At 39.6% G+C, this 15,285-nt stretch carries 16 protein-coding genes and 1 pseudogene; 15 read left to right on the top strand and 2 right to left on the bottom strand.

The annotated features are described in order from the left end of the window. Positions 1–243 precede the first annotated feature (243 nt). From HMPREF2885_RS09065 to HMPREF2885_RS10290, 4 genes and pseudogenes are all read left to right on the top strand, one after another. Positions 244–1,584, top strand: a complete 1,341-nt coding sequence (locus tag HMPREF2885_RS09065; RefSeq protein ID WP_049500267.1) for a hypothetical protein — start codon at positions 244–246, stop codon at positions 1,582–1,584. A 226-nt stretch (positions 1,585–1,810) separates the two neighbouring features. Then, a pseudogene (locus HMPREF2885_RS09060) lies at positions 1,811–2,035 on the top strand (type IIL restriction-modification enzyme MmeI); the annotation flags it as partial. Positions 2,036–2,037: 2 nt separating this feature from the next. Then, positions 2,038–2,682, top strand: a complete 645-nt coding sequence (locus tag HMPREF2885_RS10295) for a hypothetical protein (RefSeq protein ID WP_070657872.1) — start codon at positions 2,038–2,040, stop codon at positions 2,680–2,682. A 107-nt stretch (positions 2,683–2,789) separates the two neighbouring features. Then, complete coding sequence (locus HMPREF2885_RS10290; protein WP_049500262.1) at positions 2,790–3,158, top strand: hypothetical protein; 369 nt, start codon at positions 2,790–2,792, stop codon at positions 3,156–3,158. A gap of 200 nt (positions 3,159–3,358) precedes the next feature. On the opposite strand, the gene guaA is transcribed toward HMPREF2885_RS10290, so the two are convergent. After that, positions 3,359–4,921, bottom strand: coding sequence for a glutamine-hydrolyzing GMP synthase (gene guaA / locus HMPREF2885_RS09045; RefSeq protein ID WP_070657870.1), 1,563 nt, complete (start codon positions 4,919–4,921; stop codon positions 3,359–3,361). 140 nt (positions 4,922–5,061) lie between these two features. On the opposite strand from guaA, the gene HMPREF2885_RS09040 reads away from it, so the two are divergent. The 11 genes from HMPREF2885_RS09040 (at position 5,062) to HMPREF2885_RS08995 (ending at position 14,182) form a co-directional block, all read left to right on the top strand. After that, positions 5,062–5,760 carry a GntR family transcriptional regulator gene (locus HMPREF2885_RS09040; protein WP_070657868.1) on the top strand — a complete coding sequence of 233 codons (699 nt, stop codon included), beginning with the start codon at positions 5,062–5,064 and terminating at the stop codon, positions 5,758–5,760. Between the two features lie 137 nt (positions 5,761–5,897). Then, positions 5,898–7,184 carry a peptidase U32 family protein gene (locus HMPREF2885_RS09035; protein ID WP_000169124.1) on the top strand — a complete coding sequence of 429 codons (1,287 nt, stop codon included), beginning with the start codon at positions 5,898–5,900 and terminating at the stop codon, positions 7,182–7,184. A gap of 14 nt (positions 7,185–7,198) precedes the next feature. Continuing rightward, entirely contained in the window at positions 7,199–7,510 is a 312-nt protein-coding gene (locus tag HMPREF2885_RS10000) for a CHY zinc finger protein (protein WP_081102795.1), read from the top strand. 231 nt (positions 7,511–7,741) lie between these two features. Further along, positions 7,742–7,942, top strand: coding sequence for a F0F1 ATP synthase subunit C (locus HMPREF2885_RS09030; protein ID WP_001054551.1), 201 nt, complete (start codon positions 7,742–7,744; stop codon positions 7,940–7,942). Between the two features lie 32 nt (positions 7,943–7,974). Beyond that, positions 7,975–8,691 (top strand): F0F1 ATP synthase subunit A, encoded by a 717-nt coding sequence (atpB, locus tag HMPREF2885_RS09025; RefSeq protein WP_000392938.1) that lies wholly within the window; start codon positions 7,975–7,977, stop codon positions 8,689–8,691. A gap of 18 nt (positions 8,692–8,709) precedes the next feature. Continuing rightward, positions 8,710–9,204: a F0F1 ATP synthase subunit B gene (gene atpF, locus HMPREF2885_RS09020; protein WP_070535199.1), complete on the top strand. Its 495-nt coding sequence runs from the start codon at positions 8,710–8,712 to the stop codon at positions 9,202–9,204. Then, the gene (locus HMPREF2885_RS09015) at positions 9,204–9,740 is read left to right on the top strand and encodes a F0F1 ATP synthase subunit delta (protein ID WP_070535201.1); all 537 of its coding nucleotides are present in this window, start codon (positions 9,204–9,206) and stop codon (positions 9,738–9,740) included. The genes atpF and HMPREF2885_RS09015 overlap by 1 nt, the downstream gene beginning before the upstream one ends. Before the next feature lie 14 nt (positions 9,741–9,754). Beyond that, positions 9,755–11,260 carry a F0F1 ATP synthase subunit alpha gene (atpA, locus tag HMPREF2885_RS09010; protein ID WP_000996617.1) on the top strand — a complete coding sequence of 502 codons (1,506 nt, stop codon included), beginning with the start codon at positions 9,755–9,757 and terminating at the stop codon, positions 11,258–11,260. 15 nt (positions 11,261–11,275) lie between these two features. Further along, positions 11,276–12,154, top strand: a complete 879-nt coding sequence (locus HMPREF2885_RS09005) for a F0F1 ATP synthase subunit gamma (RefSeq protein WP_070657866.1) — start codon at positions 11,276–11,278, stop codon at positions 12,152–12,154. A 191-nt stretch (positions 12,155–12,345) separates the two neighbouring features. Then, positions 12,346–13,752 (top strand): F0F1 ATP synthase subunit beta, encoded by a 1,407-nt coding sequence (atpD, locus tag HMPREF2885_RS09000; RefSeq protein WP_070535203.1) that lies wholly within the window; start codon positions 12,346–12,348, stop codon positions 13,750–13,752. A gap of 10 nt (positions 13,753–13,762) precedes the next feature. Beyond that, on the top strand, positions 13,763–14,182 hold the full coding sequence (locus HMPREF2885_RS08995) for a F0F1 ATP synthase subunit epsilon (RefSeq protein WP_000940836.1): 420 nt from the start codon (positions 13,763–13,765) through the stop codon (positions 14,180–14,182). A gap of 32 nt (positions 14,183–14,214) precedes the next feature. On the opposite strand, the gene HMPREF2885_RS08990 is transcribed toward HMPREF2885_RS08995, so the two are convergent. After that, positions 14,215–15,228, bottom strand: coding sequence for a lactonase family protein (locus HMPREF2885_RS08990; RefSeq protein WP_070657863.1), 1,014 nt, complete (start codon positions 15,226–15,228; stop codon positions 14,215–14,217). Positions 15,229–15,285 lie beyond the last annotated feature (57 nt).

Raw genomic sequence — 15,285 nt, 5'->3', positions numbered from 1 at the left:
AGCAATTACAGTTACCGAGTAGATGCAAGAATGGCACAAAAAAGAAACGGTGAAACAGTAATATGCAAAACTAAACCTTTACCGCATAGTAATCATATTGTTTCGATCCGTCCTTTGCTGGCCAGCTTTTGGACTTTTTATTTTTTGAGATATAAATATCCCTGATATTATTATAAAGTCAAAAAACGTGGTATAATTTAGATATAAATAATTTATTTTAATGAAAGAAATACCAGGTTTTGTATGAAGTTCAAGAATACTAAGAAATACTTGCTCGATATTGCTTCCCTTCGGTTAGATTGTAAAGTGAGAGAGATAAATAGAGAACGTAAAGAAGTATCTTCTCGGGAATACTATTGGGAACATGGTAAAAAGAAAAAACAGAATCCAAAATATAGCAAGTTGTCAAATGAAGAAATATATTCAAAAAATGCCCCTTTAATTGGACAAATTCGAGGAGGAAAAATAAATAAAAAAAATCCTCATTTATTTACCAATTCAGCAGTTAGGGCAATTTACAATAATTGTAAAATTAGTCCAACCGATACCGGCTTTGGATTAAATGAAGAAGAACAAATCAATTTTAGAAAACGAAATATGATGTTCAAATCATATGACGAAATTTTTTTCGGAAGTGAGTCGGAACAGCGTACAATGGAGACGTTTTTTCCAACAGCATTGATGCTAGATATTTTGTATGAAAAATATGATGAAAACTTATGGAGAATTGTTTTAGGTTATGTCCCATTAAATATTGTGTTTGAGAAAATAAAGCAAAATGTCAAAGATACTAAAAAGGTGTATAGCCTTCTTGTTAAGGATAACTGGGAATTACTTATGACAGGTATTTTTAGAGCCAGTGAAAGATTTGGTACACATGAGAATTCTTTTGAAGATATCTTTACATTGGATATAGAATACTTTGTAAGTTTTTATAATTCATCCTTCCCGAGTAGGCAGGAGGGGGAGAATAGATTGGCAAAGATTGAAAGAGTTTTATCTTTGTTTTATGAGGAGGTGTTGAAAGACAAGTTTGAGCAATTTATAAATGAGAGAGAAGGATTTGAATATCATAGTATTGAATCTATGGTTGCTATTCAAAAAGAAGCTCAGGGATATAAGAAGAGAATTATTGAATTTGAATCTTCGAAATTATTAGGAATTTATAGCTCTTCTTGGGATGATAATTTTTTAGACGAGCTTGAGGCTCTCAATGCAAAAGAAGAACTAATAGATGAATATTCGGATTTGCTCCATGTTACTAGGATATCCAAATTGATTGACAGAGTTTTTGAGGAAATGACTGTTTTACAGAGTAAACATGAAGACAGTAATCACTGGGGTGGTAACTATCTTGGGTATATCAAAAAATATCAAAAAGGGAATGAAATATTAGCTTATTTTTCCTCTGGTGATTCCGCTGAATTAAAGCCATTGATACTAGACAGTGAAAAACAAGCAGACCGATGGAACGAACATCTTAGAAGGAGATTATACATCAAAAAGCATCCTAATAGCTATTTAGCAAAAGAAGAACGAGAGCAAATGGAATGGTTTAGAGATAGGAGAAATAAAAAACTTTGAGTTTTATGTCTCAAAGTTTTTTGGATATGTCTATAAAATTATTGAAGACTGAATTTTTATCCTTAAATGGTATAATAGCGTGAATATGAAAAATTGGTAAAGGAGTACCCTTTAGTGCATTGCTCACACAATATACTAAATAACTATTAAATCCTTTTTGCTGATGAAATATGTGAGGTATGTGATGTTAGATAAGGGGAACAGTGATCAGTCTAACAAGACTGTGATGACACTAAAGGAACAGAAGAATCAAGCAAATGAGTTTGTTGCACGTTGGAAAGATAGAGGGAATGAACGACAAGATTCACAGCCTTTTTGGCTTGACCTTTTGCAGTCAGTTTATGGCATTGAAAAGCCAACTGAGTATATCACTTTTGAAGATAAGGTTATGCTTGACCATACCAGTTTCATTGATGGCTATATTGAAAAGACTAAAGTCTTGATTGAGCAAATATGAAGAACTTATTAAAGAAAAATAATTTCCCTAATACTGGACATACTGGTTACTGGTTAGGGGTAAGGAGTGTAGCGAGGTGGACAATGTACATAATCAACTGGATTAAAGATAGACTGAATCAGAAAAAAGAAAAACTAGAATCCGTTTCATATACAAATGTAAAGGAACTTGCATTAACTAAAATGTCAGATTCTCCAATATTGTTTGTTGACAATGGAAAAGAAAACATAGGTTACGATTATCAAACGTATGAGAGTATTACTTATTTATTAAAAAATGGCGGTAGTCTCAACTATCTTATAGCTGATAGAGACATAAAAATTTCTTCTCATAAATTTGTACCCATTGAATATAAAGGAAAAAATCTTTACGAATTAGATCTTGGTAAAATAGATGTATTCCTTAAGGATTTGAATTTAGGATATTTTTATGAACAAGACCACTATGGAGGAGCAACTTATACACTTTCATCATACATTTTAATGGCATTATGCTGTGACAATTACAAACATTACGATATTAAACTCAGTATATATCGAGAACGTGATGCAAGAGAAGCGTATAATGCAGGAATTGACATCTATTACTCAGTAATGAAGCAAAAAAAAATGTTAGCCAAATTCTTCCTCGAAACAGCATAATACTAAAAGCTGAGGAGCGTGAAAGTGATATAGTTTATTATAAACAGCTTATTGAAAAATCAGAAAAAAAGTTACTTTCTCTGCCTAGTAATAGAGCTTGGGAATCTATGCCTACACAACCAATATACATTTTTCACTATAAAAAAGATGCCCCAGCATTTGGTAGTTCTATAAGAAAAATTGAAATGAAGGAAATTGATAACTTTTACATTTCTAAGTCTGGAGAATACATTAAACATAGTGTAGTGGAAAGAATTGGACTAGAAGGTGATTGTTTGATTCACATCACATTTTCTAGAGAGTTAAGCAATAAACAAAAAGAAAAATTAGACAACTATTTTTATAACGATTTTTCATTTGAAAAAATTCCTTTAGATGACTATAAGCAAATTGCGACACAAAAAGTAAAAAAATTAAACGAGCAAATCGAACAAGGATTAGATATTTTTGAAATTATCTCGGGGAATAAATACTAATGTTAAAGCTATATAAAAAAACGAGGCAGGTGTAAATACCTGCCTTTTGTATACCTCTATCAAAATGAAATAAAAAAGAAGTTCATAAATCGAACTTCTTTTGGAGACAATTCAAATGAATTCACCCCATTTTTAAGACCAATTAAAACAATTCAAATGCTGTTAAATTAAGGTTTCTTAGCCAAAGTTACTCTTATATTTTACTCCCACTCAACGGTTGAAGGTGGTTTACTTGTAATATCGTAGACGATGCGGTTAACGTGGTCAACTTCATTTACGATACGAACTGAGATTTTTTGGAGAACTTCCCAAGGAATCTTAGCGAAGTCAGCTGTCATACCATCGATAGAAGTGATAGCACGGATTGCAATGGTATAGTCATAAGTACGTCCGTCACCCATAACACCTACTGAACGAACGCCGGTGTTAACAGTGAAGTATTGCCAGATATCGCGGTCAAGGCCAGCCTTAGCGATTTCTTCACGAAGGATAGCATCAGACTCACGAACAGTTTCTAGTTTTTCTTCAGTGATTTCACCCATAACACGGATAGCAAGTCCTGGTCCTGGGAATGGTTGGCGCCATACGATGTGGTCTGGCATACCAAGCTCTGTACCGAGAGCACGGACTTCGTCTTTATAAAGAGTGTTCAATGGTTCAATCAGTTCAAACTGCATGTCTTCAGGAAGACCACCAACGTTGTGGTGTGATTTGATGGTTTGAGCAGTATCTGTACCAGACTCAATCACGTCAGTGTAAAGCGTTCCCTGAGCAAGGAATTTCACATCTTTGAGCTTGCTTGCTTCGTCATCAAATACATAAACAAACTCGTTTCCGATGATTTTACGTTTTTGTTCAGGGTCAGAAACACCTGCAAGTTTATCAAGGAATCGTTTAGCGGCATCTGCCTTGACGATATTCAACCCAAACTTACCACCAAGCATGTCCATAACTTGGTCTGCTTCCCCTTTACGGAGAAGACCGTGGTCAACAAAGATACAGATCAATTGATCGCCGATTGCTTTCTGGAGAAGAACGCCAACGACAGAAGAGTCAACACCACCTGATAGGCCGAGAAGAACACGCTTGTCACCTACAGTCTCACGGATTTTCTTGATCTGCATATCGATAAAGTTGTCCATTGACCAGTCGCCTTTAGCCTGACAGATGTTAAGGGCAAAGTTGCGAAGGATATCATTCCCGTATACAGAATGGCGAACTTCTGGGTGAAATTGGATACCATAGATGTGCTTTTCAGGGTTTTCAATAGCTGCATAAGGACAGTCAGCAGAAGTACCAGTACGAACAAAATCAGCTGGAATCTCTGTAACAGCATCGCCATGGCTCATCAAAACAATCTGTTCTTCAGGAGTTCCTTCAAAGAGGGCAGAAGTGGTATGGGTAAGTGGTGATTGACCATACTCACGGTTACCAGCATCACTAGCAGGGACAACTTTTCCTCCAAGTTTATGAGTTAAAAGTTGCATACCATAGCAGATTCCCAAAATTGGAATGCCAAGTTCAAAAATTTCTGGGTCAATATCAAATGAACCATCTTCGTATACAGAGTTTGGTCCACCAGAGAGGATGATCCCTACAGGGTTAATCGCACGAACCTCTGCGGCTGAAATTTTATGACTTTTTAACTCTGAAAAAACACCAATTTCACGAATACGGCGTGAAATCAGCTGGTTGTATTGGCTACCGTAGTCCAGCACGATGATTTTTTCGACATCTTGCAAGTCAGTTGAAATGTTGCTCATCTTTTTCCTTTCTCAAAAGAAATATCTTTTTCAATATTCTATCACAAATAGGGGCGAATTACCAACTAAACAAGGCAAAGTTTGACTTTTTCTTAGCAAATACGGTACAATGGAGAAAATAAAGAAAAGAAGTGAGAATCATGTTACCAGCTTATATGAAAATCCACGATCAGATCAAGAAGGATATAGATGAGCATCATTGGAAAATCGGAGAGAGGCTTCCAAGTGAGCGAGATTTAGCTGAACATTTTCAAGTGAGCCGGATGACATTACGCCAGGCCATCTCTCTCTTGGTTGAGGAGGGGGTTTTGGAGCGTCGTGTTGGAAGCGGAACCTTTGTTTCTAGCACTCGGGTTCAAGAAAAAATGCGGGGAACCACTAGTTTTACGGAGATTGTCAAATCTCAGGGGAAAGTTCCCTCTAGTCAGCTCATTTCTTACAGGAGAACCATTCCCAATGAGCAGGAAGTGGCAAAGCTAGGTATTTCACCAACTGAAAATATCATCCGTATGGAACGGGTGCGTTACGCCGATCAAGTTCCACTGGTCTATGAAGTAGCTTCTATCCCTGAAAAGTTTATTAAGAATTTTAAAAAAGAAGAAGTAACCAGTCATTTCTTTCAGACCTTGCAAGAACATGGCTATCGGATTAGCAAATCCCAACAGACCATTTATGCAAGATTGGCTAAGGAAAAAATTGCTCACTATCTGGAAGTCGAAAAGGGGCATGCAATTTTAGCCTTGACTCAGGTCTCTTATCTTGAAGATGGGACGGCTTTCGAGTATGTAAAGAGTCAATACGTGGGCGAACGCTTTGAATTTTATCTTGAAAATAACTAGTCTAGAAAGGCTAGTTTTTTGTTTTCTTAAAAGATTAGAATTGTCAAAACAATCTGTCTAGGCTTGATTTTATCCTTTATTTACTATAAAATGAGAAGGAAAAACGTCAAACTTTTATATTGCAAATAGGAGAAAAAATGACAAAAACATTAAAACGTCCTGAGGTTTTATCGCCTGCAGGGACTTTAGAGAAGCTAAAAGTGGCTGTTCGGTATGGAGCTGATGCTGTTTTTATAGGTGGACAAGCTTATGGTCTTCGTAGCCGTGCAGGAAACTTCACCTTTGAACAGATGGAAGAAGGCGTGCAGTTCGCTGCCAAGTATGGTGCCAAGGTCTATGTAGCTGCCAACATGGTTATGCACGAAGGAAATGAAGCTGGGGCTGGTGAGTGGTTCCGTAAGTTGCGTGACATTGGGATTGCGGCAGTTATCGTGTCAGATCCGGCCTTGATTATGATTGCAGCAACAGAAGCACCAGGTCTTGAAATCCACCTTTCAACCCAAGCCAGTGCGACCAACTATGAAACTCTTGAGTTCTGGAAAGAACTTGGTCTAACTCGTGTGGTTTTGGCGCGTGAGGTCTCAATGGAAGAATTGGCAGAGATTCGCAAACGCACAGACGTAGAGATTGAAGCCTTTGTACATGGAGCGATGTGTATTTCTTACTCAGGTCGCTGTACGCTTTCAAACCACATGAGTATGCGTGATGCCAATCGTGGTGGATGTTCTCAGTCTTGCCGTTGGAAATACGACCTTTACGACATGCCTTTTGGCCAAGAACGCAAGAGTCTTAAAGGTGAAATTCCTGAAGAATTTTCGATGTCAGCCGTGGACATGTCTATGATTGATCATATTCCAGATATGATTGAAAATGGTGTGGATAGTCTAAAAATTGAAGGTCGTATGAAGTCAATCCACTATGTTTCAACTGTGACCAACTGTTACAAGGCGGCTGTGGATGCTTACCTTGAAAGCCCAGAAAAATTTGAAGCTATTAAACAAGACCTGGTAGATGAGATGTGGAAGGTTGCCCAACGTGAATTGGCAACAGGTTTCTACTATAGCACACCTACAGAAAATGAACAGTTGTTTGGTGCACGTCGTAAAATCCCTGAATACAAGTTTGTCGCTGAGGTGGTTTCTTATGATGATGCAACCCAGACAGCAACCATTCGTCAACGGAATGTTATCAATGAAGGCGATCAAGTTGAGTTTTATGGACCAGGTTTCCGTCATTTTGAAACCTATATCGAAAATCTTCACGATTCTAAAGGCAATAAAATCGACCGTGCTCCAAATCCAATGGAACTCTTGACCATTAAGGTTCCTCAACCTGTGCAAGCTGGGGATATGGTTCGAGCTCTCAAAGAAGGTCTTATCAATCTCTATAAGGAAGACGGGACAAGTGTCACAGTTCGTGCCTAGATAAGGAAAAGGGAATGATTCAAGTGCAAGGATTGTTGGTAGATAATGAAAGCAGATGTGTTCACTATCATGGTGAAAAGGATATTATTTCCCTCCAGTGCTATGAGTGTAAAAAATACTATGCTTGCTATCAGTGCCACAATGCTATAGAAACGCATTTGTTTTCACCTTACCCCTTGACGCTTGCGGAGGATCGACCGATTTTATGTGGGGCTTGTATGAGGACAATAACATTTCAAGAATATCAAAAGCAGATAGCCTGCCCTTATTGCAAATCTCCATTTAATCCAGGGTGTAAACAACACTATTCCCACTATTTCAAATAAAATGAATCTATCCAAGTTCTAAACTTGGATTTTTCAATTTATTTCGGAAAATATAGAGAAAGTGGAAACACATTTCATCATAAAATGAGAAACTTATCTATACAGTGGTATAAAAATAGCAAAAATAAAAATAAATCATCTGAAACGCTTCCAACGTAAGTAAAAAGTTGACAAAAACAAATTTTAGGACTAAACTAAGTAAGTAAATTTTAAATAAAAGGAGAATTCATCATGAATTTAACATTTTTCGGTCTATGTCTTGCCTGTATGGGTGTATCCCTTGCAGAAGGATTTTTGATGAACGGTTTGTTCAAGTCTGCAGCACGCCAACCAGATATCATCCCACAATTGCGTAGTTTGATGATCATGGGGATTGCCTTTATCGAAGGAACATTCTTTGTAACCTTGGCGATGTCATTTGTCATTAAATAGACAACTCTATTTAGAAATGGAGGTGTCAAACCATGGAAGAAAGTTTGAATCCAACCGTTAATATTGGACCAATATCCTTTGATTTGACCCTGCTTGCCATGTCTCTTGTAACTGTTTTGATGGTTTTTGCCTTTGTCTACTGGGCAAGTCGTAAAATGACCATCCGTCCAAAGGGCAAACAAAATGCTCTTGAGATGATTTACGACTTTGTGATTGGTTTTACCAAACCAAACATTGGAGAATCATACATCAAGGATTATTCCTTATTTCTGTTTTCTCTATTTCTGTTTATCTTGGTTGCCAATAATATCGGCTTAATGGCAAAAGTACAAACAACAAACGGTTATAACTTGTGGACTTCTCCAACAGCCAACCTTGGATACGATTTATCCCTATCATTCTTGATCACTTTGATCGCCCATGTAGAAGGAGTTCGTCGTAGAGGCGTTAAAGAATATTTGAGAGCATTTGTTACACCTGGCTTTATGACTCCGATGAACATTTTAGAAGAGTTCACCAATTTTGCTTCCTTGGCGATTCGGATCTACGGAAATATTTTTGCCGGTGAGGTCTTAGCTGGATTGCTATTAGCCTTGTCACAAAATGCTTTGTATTGGTATCCTTTTGCCTTTATCGCAAACATGTTATGGACAGCCTTTTCAATTTTCATTTCATGTATTCAGGCTTATGTATTTACCATGTTGTCATCTATGTACATTGGTAAAAAAATAAATGAAGGGGAAGAGTAAGTAGAGGAGGATTAGAAGATGGATTTAACTATTAGTACCATTATCGGTGACTTTATTCTTATCGCTGGTTCCTTCCTTTTATTAATCTTTTTAGTGAAAAAATATGCTTGGGGAAATATTTCCAGCATCTTGGATGAACGTGCTGAAAAGATTTCTTCAGATATTGATGGTGCCGAGGAAGCCCGTAAAAAGGCTGAGGAACTAGCTAACCAACGTGAAGCTGAGTTAGCAGGTAGCCGTACCGAAGCTAAAACGATTATCGAGAATGCAAAGGGAACTGCTGAGAAAAGTAAAGCCGATATTTTAGCCGAAGCTAAACTTGAAGCAGGGCGCTTAAAAGAAAAAGCCAACCAAGAAATTGCGCAAAATAAAGCTGAAGCTTTACAAAGTGTTAAGGGCGAGGTGGCAGATTTGACGATTAGTCTCGCTGGTAAAATCATCTCAAAAAACCTTGACAGTCATGCTCATAAGGAACTCATTGATCAGTATATCGATCAGCTAGGAGAAGCCTAATGGACAAGAAAACAGCAAAGGTAATTGAAAAGTACAGCATGCCTTTTGTCCAATTAGTGATTGAAAAAGGAGAAGAGGACCGGATTTTTTCAGACTTGGATCAAATCAAGCAAGTCGCAGAAGAAACGGGTTTACCTTCTTTTTTAGCTCAGGTAGCAGTTGATGAGTCTGATAAGGAAAATACAGTTGGTTTTTTTCAAGACTCTGTCTCACCTTTAATGCAAAACTTTATTCAGGTTCTGATTTACAATCACAGAGCAAATCTATTTTATGATATCATTGTTGATTGTTTGAATCGTCTTGAAAGAGAAACCAATCATTTTGTAGTAACGATTTCTTCAGCTCATCCTTTAACGGATGAACAGAAGGAACGTTTGCTTCCCTTGATAGAGAAAAAAATGTCTCTGAAAGTACGGAGTATCAAAGAACAAATTGATGAAGGACTCATTGGTGGTTTTGTCATTTTTGCTAATCACAAGACAATTGATGTGAGTATAAAACAACAACTTCGAGTTGTTAAAGAAAATTTGAAATAGAAAGTGGTGTTCTTTTGGCAATTAACGCACAAGAAATCAGCGCTTTAATTAAGCAACAAATTGAAAATTTCAAACCTAATTTTGATGTGTCTGAAACAGGTGTTGTAACCTATATCGGGGACGGAATTGCGCGTGCTCACGGTCTTGAAAATGCCATGAGTGGAGAGTTGTTGATCTTTGAAAACGGCTCTTATGGTATGGCGCAAAACTTGGAGTCTACAGACGTTGGGATTATCATCCTTGGAGACTTTACAGATATTCGTGAAGGTGATACTATTCGCCGTACAGGTAAAATTATGGAAGTTCCTGTGGGGGATAGCCTGATCGGACGTGTTGTCGACCCACTTGGTCGTCCAGTTGATGGTCTTGGTGACATCCATACTGACAAGACTCGTCCAGTAGAAGCGCCAGCTCCTGGCGTTATGCAACGTAAGTCTGTATCAGAACCATTACAAACAGGTTTGAAAGCTATTGACGCCCTTGTTCCGATTGGTCGTGGTCAACGTGAGTTGATTATCGGTGACCGTCAGACAGGGAAAACAACTATTGCGATTGATACAATCTTGAACCAAAAAGGTCAAGATATGATCTGTATCTACGTAGCAATTGGACAAAAAGAATCAACAGTCCGTACACAAGTAGAAACACTTCGTCAGTACGGTGCCTTGGACTACACAATCGTTGTGACAGCCTCTGCTTCACAACCATCTCCATTGCTCTTCCTAGCTCCTTATGCTGGAGTTGCTATGGCAGAAGAGTTTATGTACCAAGGCAAGCATGTTTTGATCGTTTACGATGATCTTTCAAAACAAGCGGTCGCTTATCGTGAACTTTCCCTCTTGCTTCGTCGTCCACCAGGTCGTGAAGCCTTCCCAGGGGATGTTTTCTACCTTCACAGCCGTTTGCTTGAGCGCTCAGCTAAAGTTTCTGATGAACTTGGTGGTGGATCTATTACAGCCCTACCATTTATCGAGACACAAGCGGGAGATATCTCTGCCTATATCGCAACCAACGTGATCTCTATCACTGACGGACAAATCTTCCTTGGTGATGGTCTCTTCAATGCGGGTATTCGTCCAGCCATCGATGCGGGTTCGTCTGTATCCCGTGTAGGTGGTTCGGCACAAATCAAAGCCATGAAGAAAGTAGCTGGTACACTTCGTATCGACCTTGCTTCATACCGTGAGTTGGAGGCCTTCACTAAGTTTGGTTCTGACTTGGATGCAGCAACACAGGCTAAGTTAAACCGTGGGCGTCGTACTGTGGAAGTATTGAAACAACCTGTCCATAAACCACTACCTGTTGAGAAACAAGTAACTATTCTCTATGCTTTGACACATGGTTTCTTGGATACGATTCCAGTAGATGACATTGTTCGTTTTGAGGAAGAGTTCCATACTTTCTTTGATGCTCATTATCCAGAGATTTTGGAAACCATTCGTGAAACAAAAGACTTGCCAGAAGAAGCAGTCTTGGATGCTGCGATTACAGAGTTTCTCAATCAATCCAGCTTCCAATAAGAATAGAGGTGTCAGATGGCAGTATCTCTAAATGATATTAAAACAAAAATCGCCTCAACCAAAAATACGAGTCAAATCACTAATGCCATGCAAATGGTATCGGCTGCCAAGTTAGGTCGCTCTGAAGAAGCAGCGCGCAACTTCCAAGTTTACGCTCAGAAAGTCCGTAAGCTTTTGACGGATATTCTGCATGGTAACGGATCTGGTGGTTCTACCAATCCGATGCTCATCAGTCGCCCAGTTCAGAAAACAGGCTATATCGTTATCACTTCAGACCGTGGCTTGGTTGGAGGTTATAATGCTTCCATCCTTAAAGCTGTGATGGAGTTAAAAGAAGAATATCATCCAGATGGTAAAGATTTTGAGATAATCTGTATCGGTGGTATGGGAGCTGATTTCTTTAAGGCTCGTGGTATTCAGCCAATCTATGAACTACGTGGCTTGGCAGATCAACCTAGTTTTGATGAAGTTCGTAAAATTATTTCAAAAACGATTGAGATGTACCAAAACGAACTTTTTGATGAATTGTACGTCTGCTACAACCATCATGTCAATACTCTCACAAGTCAAATGCGTGTGGAACAAATGCTTCCGATTGTTGACTTGGATCCAAATGAAGCGGATGAAGAGTATAGCTTGACCTTTGAGTTAGAAACGAGCCGTGATGAGATTCTAGAGCAGTTGTTGCCACAGTATGCCGAAAGTATGATTTACGGCGCTATTATCGATGCCAAGACAGCTGAGAATGCTGCAGGTATGACCGCCATGCAAACGGCGACTGATAATGCCAAGAAGGTCATCAATGATTTGACAATCCAGTATAACCGTGCTAGACAGGCGGCGATTACACAAGAAATTACAGAAATCGTAGCGGGGGCTAGTGCCTTAGAATAGGATTTAGTCCAGCTCGTATGAAAATGAACTTATACTCAATGAAAATCAAAGAGCAAACTAGGAAGCTAGCCGCAGGCTGTACTTGAGTACGGTAAGGTGATGCTGACGTGGTTTGAATTTGATTTTCGAAGAGTATTAGGACCTAGTTGAACTAGGAACCGACAGTATCTTATATAGAATAGGAGAAGGAGATGAGTTCAGGTAAAATTGCTCAGGTTATCGGACCCGTTGTAGACGTCTTGTTTGCAGCAGGGGAAACACTTCCTGAGATTAACAATGCACTTGTCGTCTACAAAAATGACGAAAGAAAAACAAAAATCGTCCTTGAAGTAGCCTTGGAGTTGGGTGATGGTATGGTCCGTACGATCGCCATGGAATCAACAGATGGTTTGACTCGTGGAATGGAAGTTTTGGACACAGGCCGTCCAATCTCTGTACCAGTAGGTAAAGAAACTTTGGGACGTGTCTTCAACGTTTTGGGGGATACGATTGACTTGGATGCTCCTTTCGCTGAAGACGCTGAGCGTCAGCCAATTCATAAGAAAGCTCCAACTTTTGATGAATTGTCTACCTCATCTGAAATCTTAGAAACAGGGATCAAGGTTATCGACCTTCTTGCCCCTTACCTAAAAGGTGGTAAAGTTGGACTTTTCGGTGGTGCCGGAGTTGGTAAAACTGTCTTGATCCAAGAATTGATTCACAACATTGCCCAAGAACACGGTGGTATTTCAGTATTTACCGGTGTTGGGGAACGTACTCGTGAAGGGAACGACCTTTACTGGGAAATGAAAGAATCAGGCGTTATCGAGAAAACAGCCATGGTATTTGGTCAGATGAATGAGCCACCAGGAGCCCGTATGCGTGTTGCCCTTACTGGTTTGACAATCGCCGAATACTTCCGTGATGTAGAAGGCCAAGATGTGCTTCTCTTTATCGACAATATCTTCCGTTTCACTCAAGCTGGTTCAGAAGTATCTGCCCTTTTGGGTCGTATGCCTTCAGCCGTTGGTTACCAACCAACACTTGCTACTGAAATGGGTCAATTGCAAGAGCGTATCACATCAACCAAGAAGGGCTCTGTAACCTCTATCCAGGCTATCTATGTGCCAGCCGATGACTATACTGACCCGGCGCCAGCAACAGCCTTTGCTCACTTGGATTCAACTACAAACTTGGAACGTAAGTTGGTACAGTTGGGTATCTACCCAGCCGTTGATCCGTTGGCTTCAAGCTCTCGTGCCTTGGCACCTGAGATTGTTGGTGAGGAGCACTATGCAGTTGCTGCGGAAGTCAAACGTGTCCTTCAACGTTACCATGAATTGCAAGATATCATTGCTATCCTTGGTATGGATGAACTTTCTGATGAAGAAAAGACTTTGGTTGCACGTGCCCGACGTATCCAGTTCTTCTTGTCTCAAAACTTTAACGTTGCCGAACAATTTACTGGTCAACCTGGTTCTTATGTGCCAGTAGGGGAAACAGTTCGTGGCTTTAAGGAAATCCTTGAAGGAAAACATGACCAGTTACCAGAAGATGCCTTCCGTGGTGTCGGTTCAATCGAAGACGTCATTGCTAAGGCAGAAAAAATGGGATTTTAAGAGGTGATCTATGGCTCATTTAACTGTCCAGATCGTGACACCAGATGGCCTCGTCTATGATCACCATGCCAGCTTTGTATCGGTACGAACTCTGGATGGTGAGATGGGGATCTTGCCACGACATGAAAATATGATTGCGGTTTTAGCGGTTGATGAAGTGAAGGTAAAACGTATCGATGATGATACTCATGTGAACTGGATTGCAGTGAACGGAGGAATTATCGAGATTGCTAATGATATCATTACTATTGTAGCAGACTCAGCAGAGCGTGCTCGTGATATTGACATCAGTCGTGCAGAACGTGCGAAACTTCGAGCTGAACGAGAAATCGAAGAAGCTCATGACAAGCATTTGATTGACCAAGAACGTCGTGCAAAAATCGCATTGCAACGTGCTATCAACCGTATCAATGTCGGAAATAGACTATAAAAAAATGAACTTGAAACTCAAGTTCATTTTTTTTAATGTGGGAAGTTGATGCAGACTCCTTCAGGGACATGGAAGTCGTTAGAAAGCTCTGCAAGACGACCACTTTTAGGATTGCGCTTAAAGACGGTTGCGTTATCAGAATCTTGATGAACAGCAATGAGAAACTCTTGATCAGGACTCAGGTCGAAATCACGTGGATTTTTACCATGGCTTGGTACAATCTCTAATAATTCCAAGCTACCATCAGCGAGGATTGTATAGACTGCAATGGAATCATGACCTCGGTTGGATGCATAGAGGTATTTGCCATCTTTTGAAAGACGAATGGCAGCAGTAGCATTAAAGCCTTCGTATCCATCTGGTAAGGTTGAAATAACTTGCATGCGTTCAAATTCACCAACCCCATCATAAATCAAGACCTCTATCGTACTATTAAGTTCGCAGATGAGATAGGCAATCTTATAGTGATGGTGGAAAACGATGTGGCGAGCACCTGCTCCAGCTTGGCTATGATAAGTATAGAGTTTACTTAGTTTTCCTTCTGGACCGACATCGTAGGTCGTTACTTCATCCGTACCTAGATCACATGTGACGAGATACTGGTCAGGTGTTAGATCTGTAAAGTGGACATGAGGAGAAGTTTGATTTTCATGAGGACCTTGTCCACTATGCTGAACTAGATCCGTTTGGATAAGGCTACCATCCGTTTGACGTTTATAAACCAGAACTTGACCCCTATGATAGTTGGCCCCATAAACGAGACCACGCTTTTCATCCACTGCCACATAACAATGGGGAGCGCCTTCTTCAACCACATGATTTAGCAAAGCGCCATCTGTCTTGTAAGCAGCGATTCCGCCTAAGCCATCCTGACTCCCTACGGTGTATAAGTGTTGCTGTTGGTCAAAGGCAAGGTAGGTTGGACTTGGTTCAGCAGCAAAGAGTTCAAGATTTTCAAGCTGGCCTGTTTCTGTATCAAAATCTGCCTTGTAAATCCCTTTAGATAAGCGACGAGTGTAAGTTCCAAAATAAACAGTTTCTTTCATGTCCATACCTCTTAATAATGATAAGTTCATTATACCACAAAATGGCAGTCATGAAGC

The sequence above is a fragment of the Streptococcus sp. HMSC062H02 genome (genome assembly GCF_001813005.1).
Lineage (GTDB): Bacteria > Bacillota > Bacilli > Lactobacillales > Streptococcaceae > Streptococcus > Streptococcus oralis_S.
Note: the sequence above shows the minus strand (reverse complement) of the source record. Positions and strands in the feature narration are given on the sequence as shown.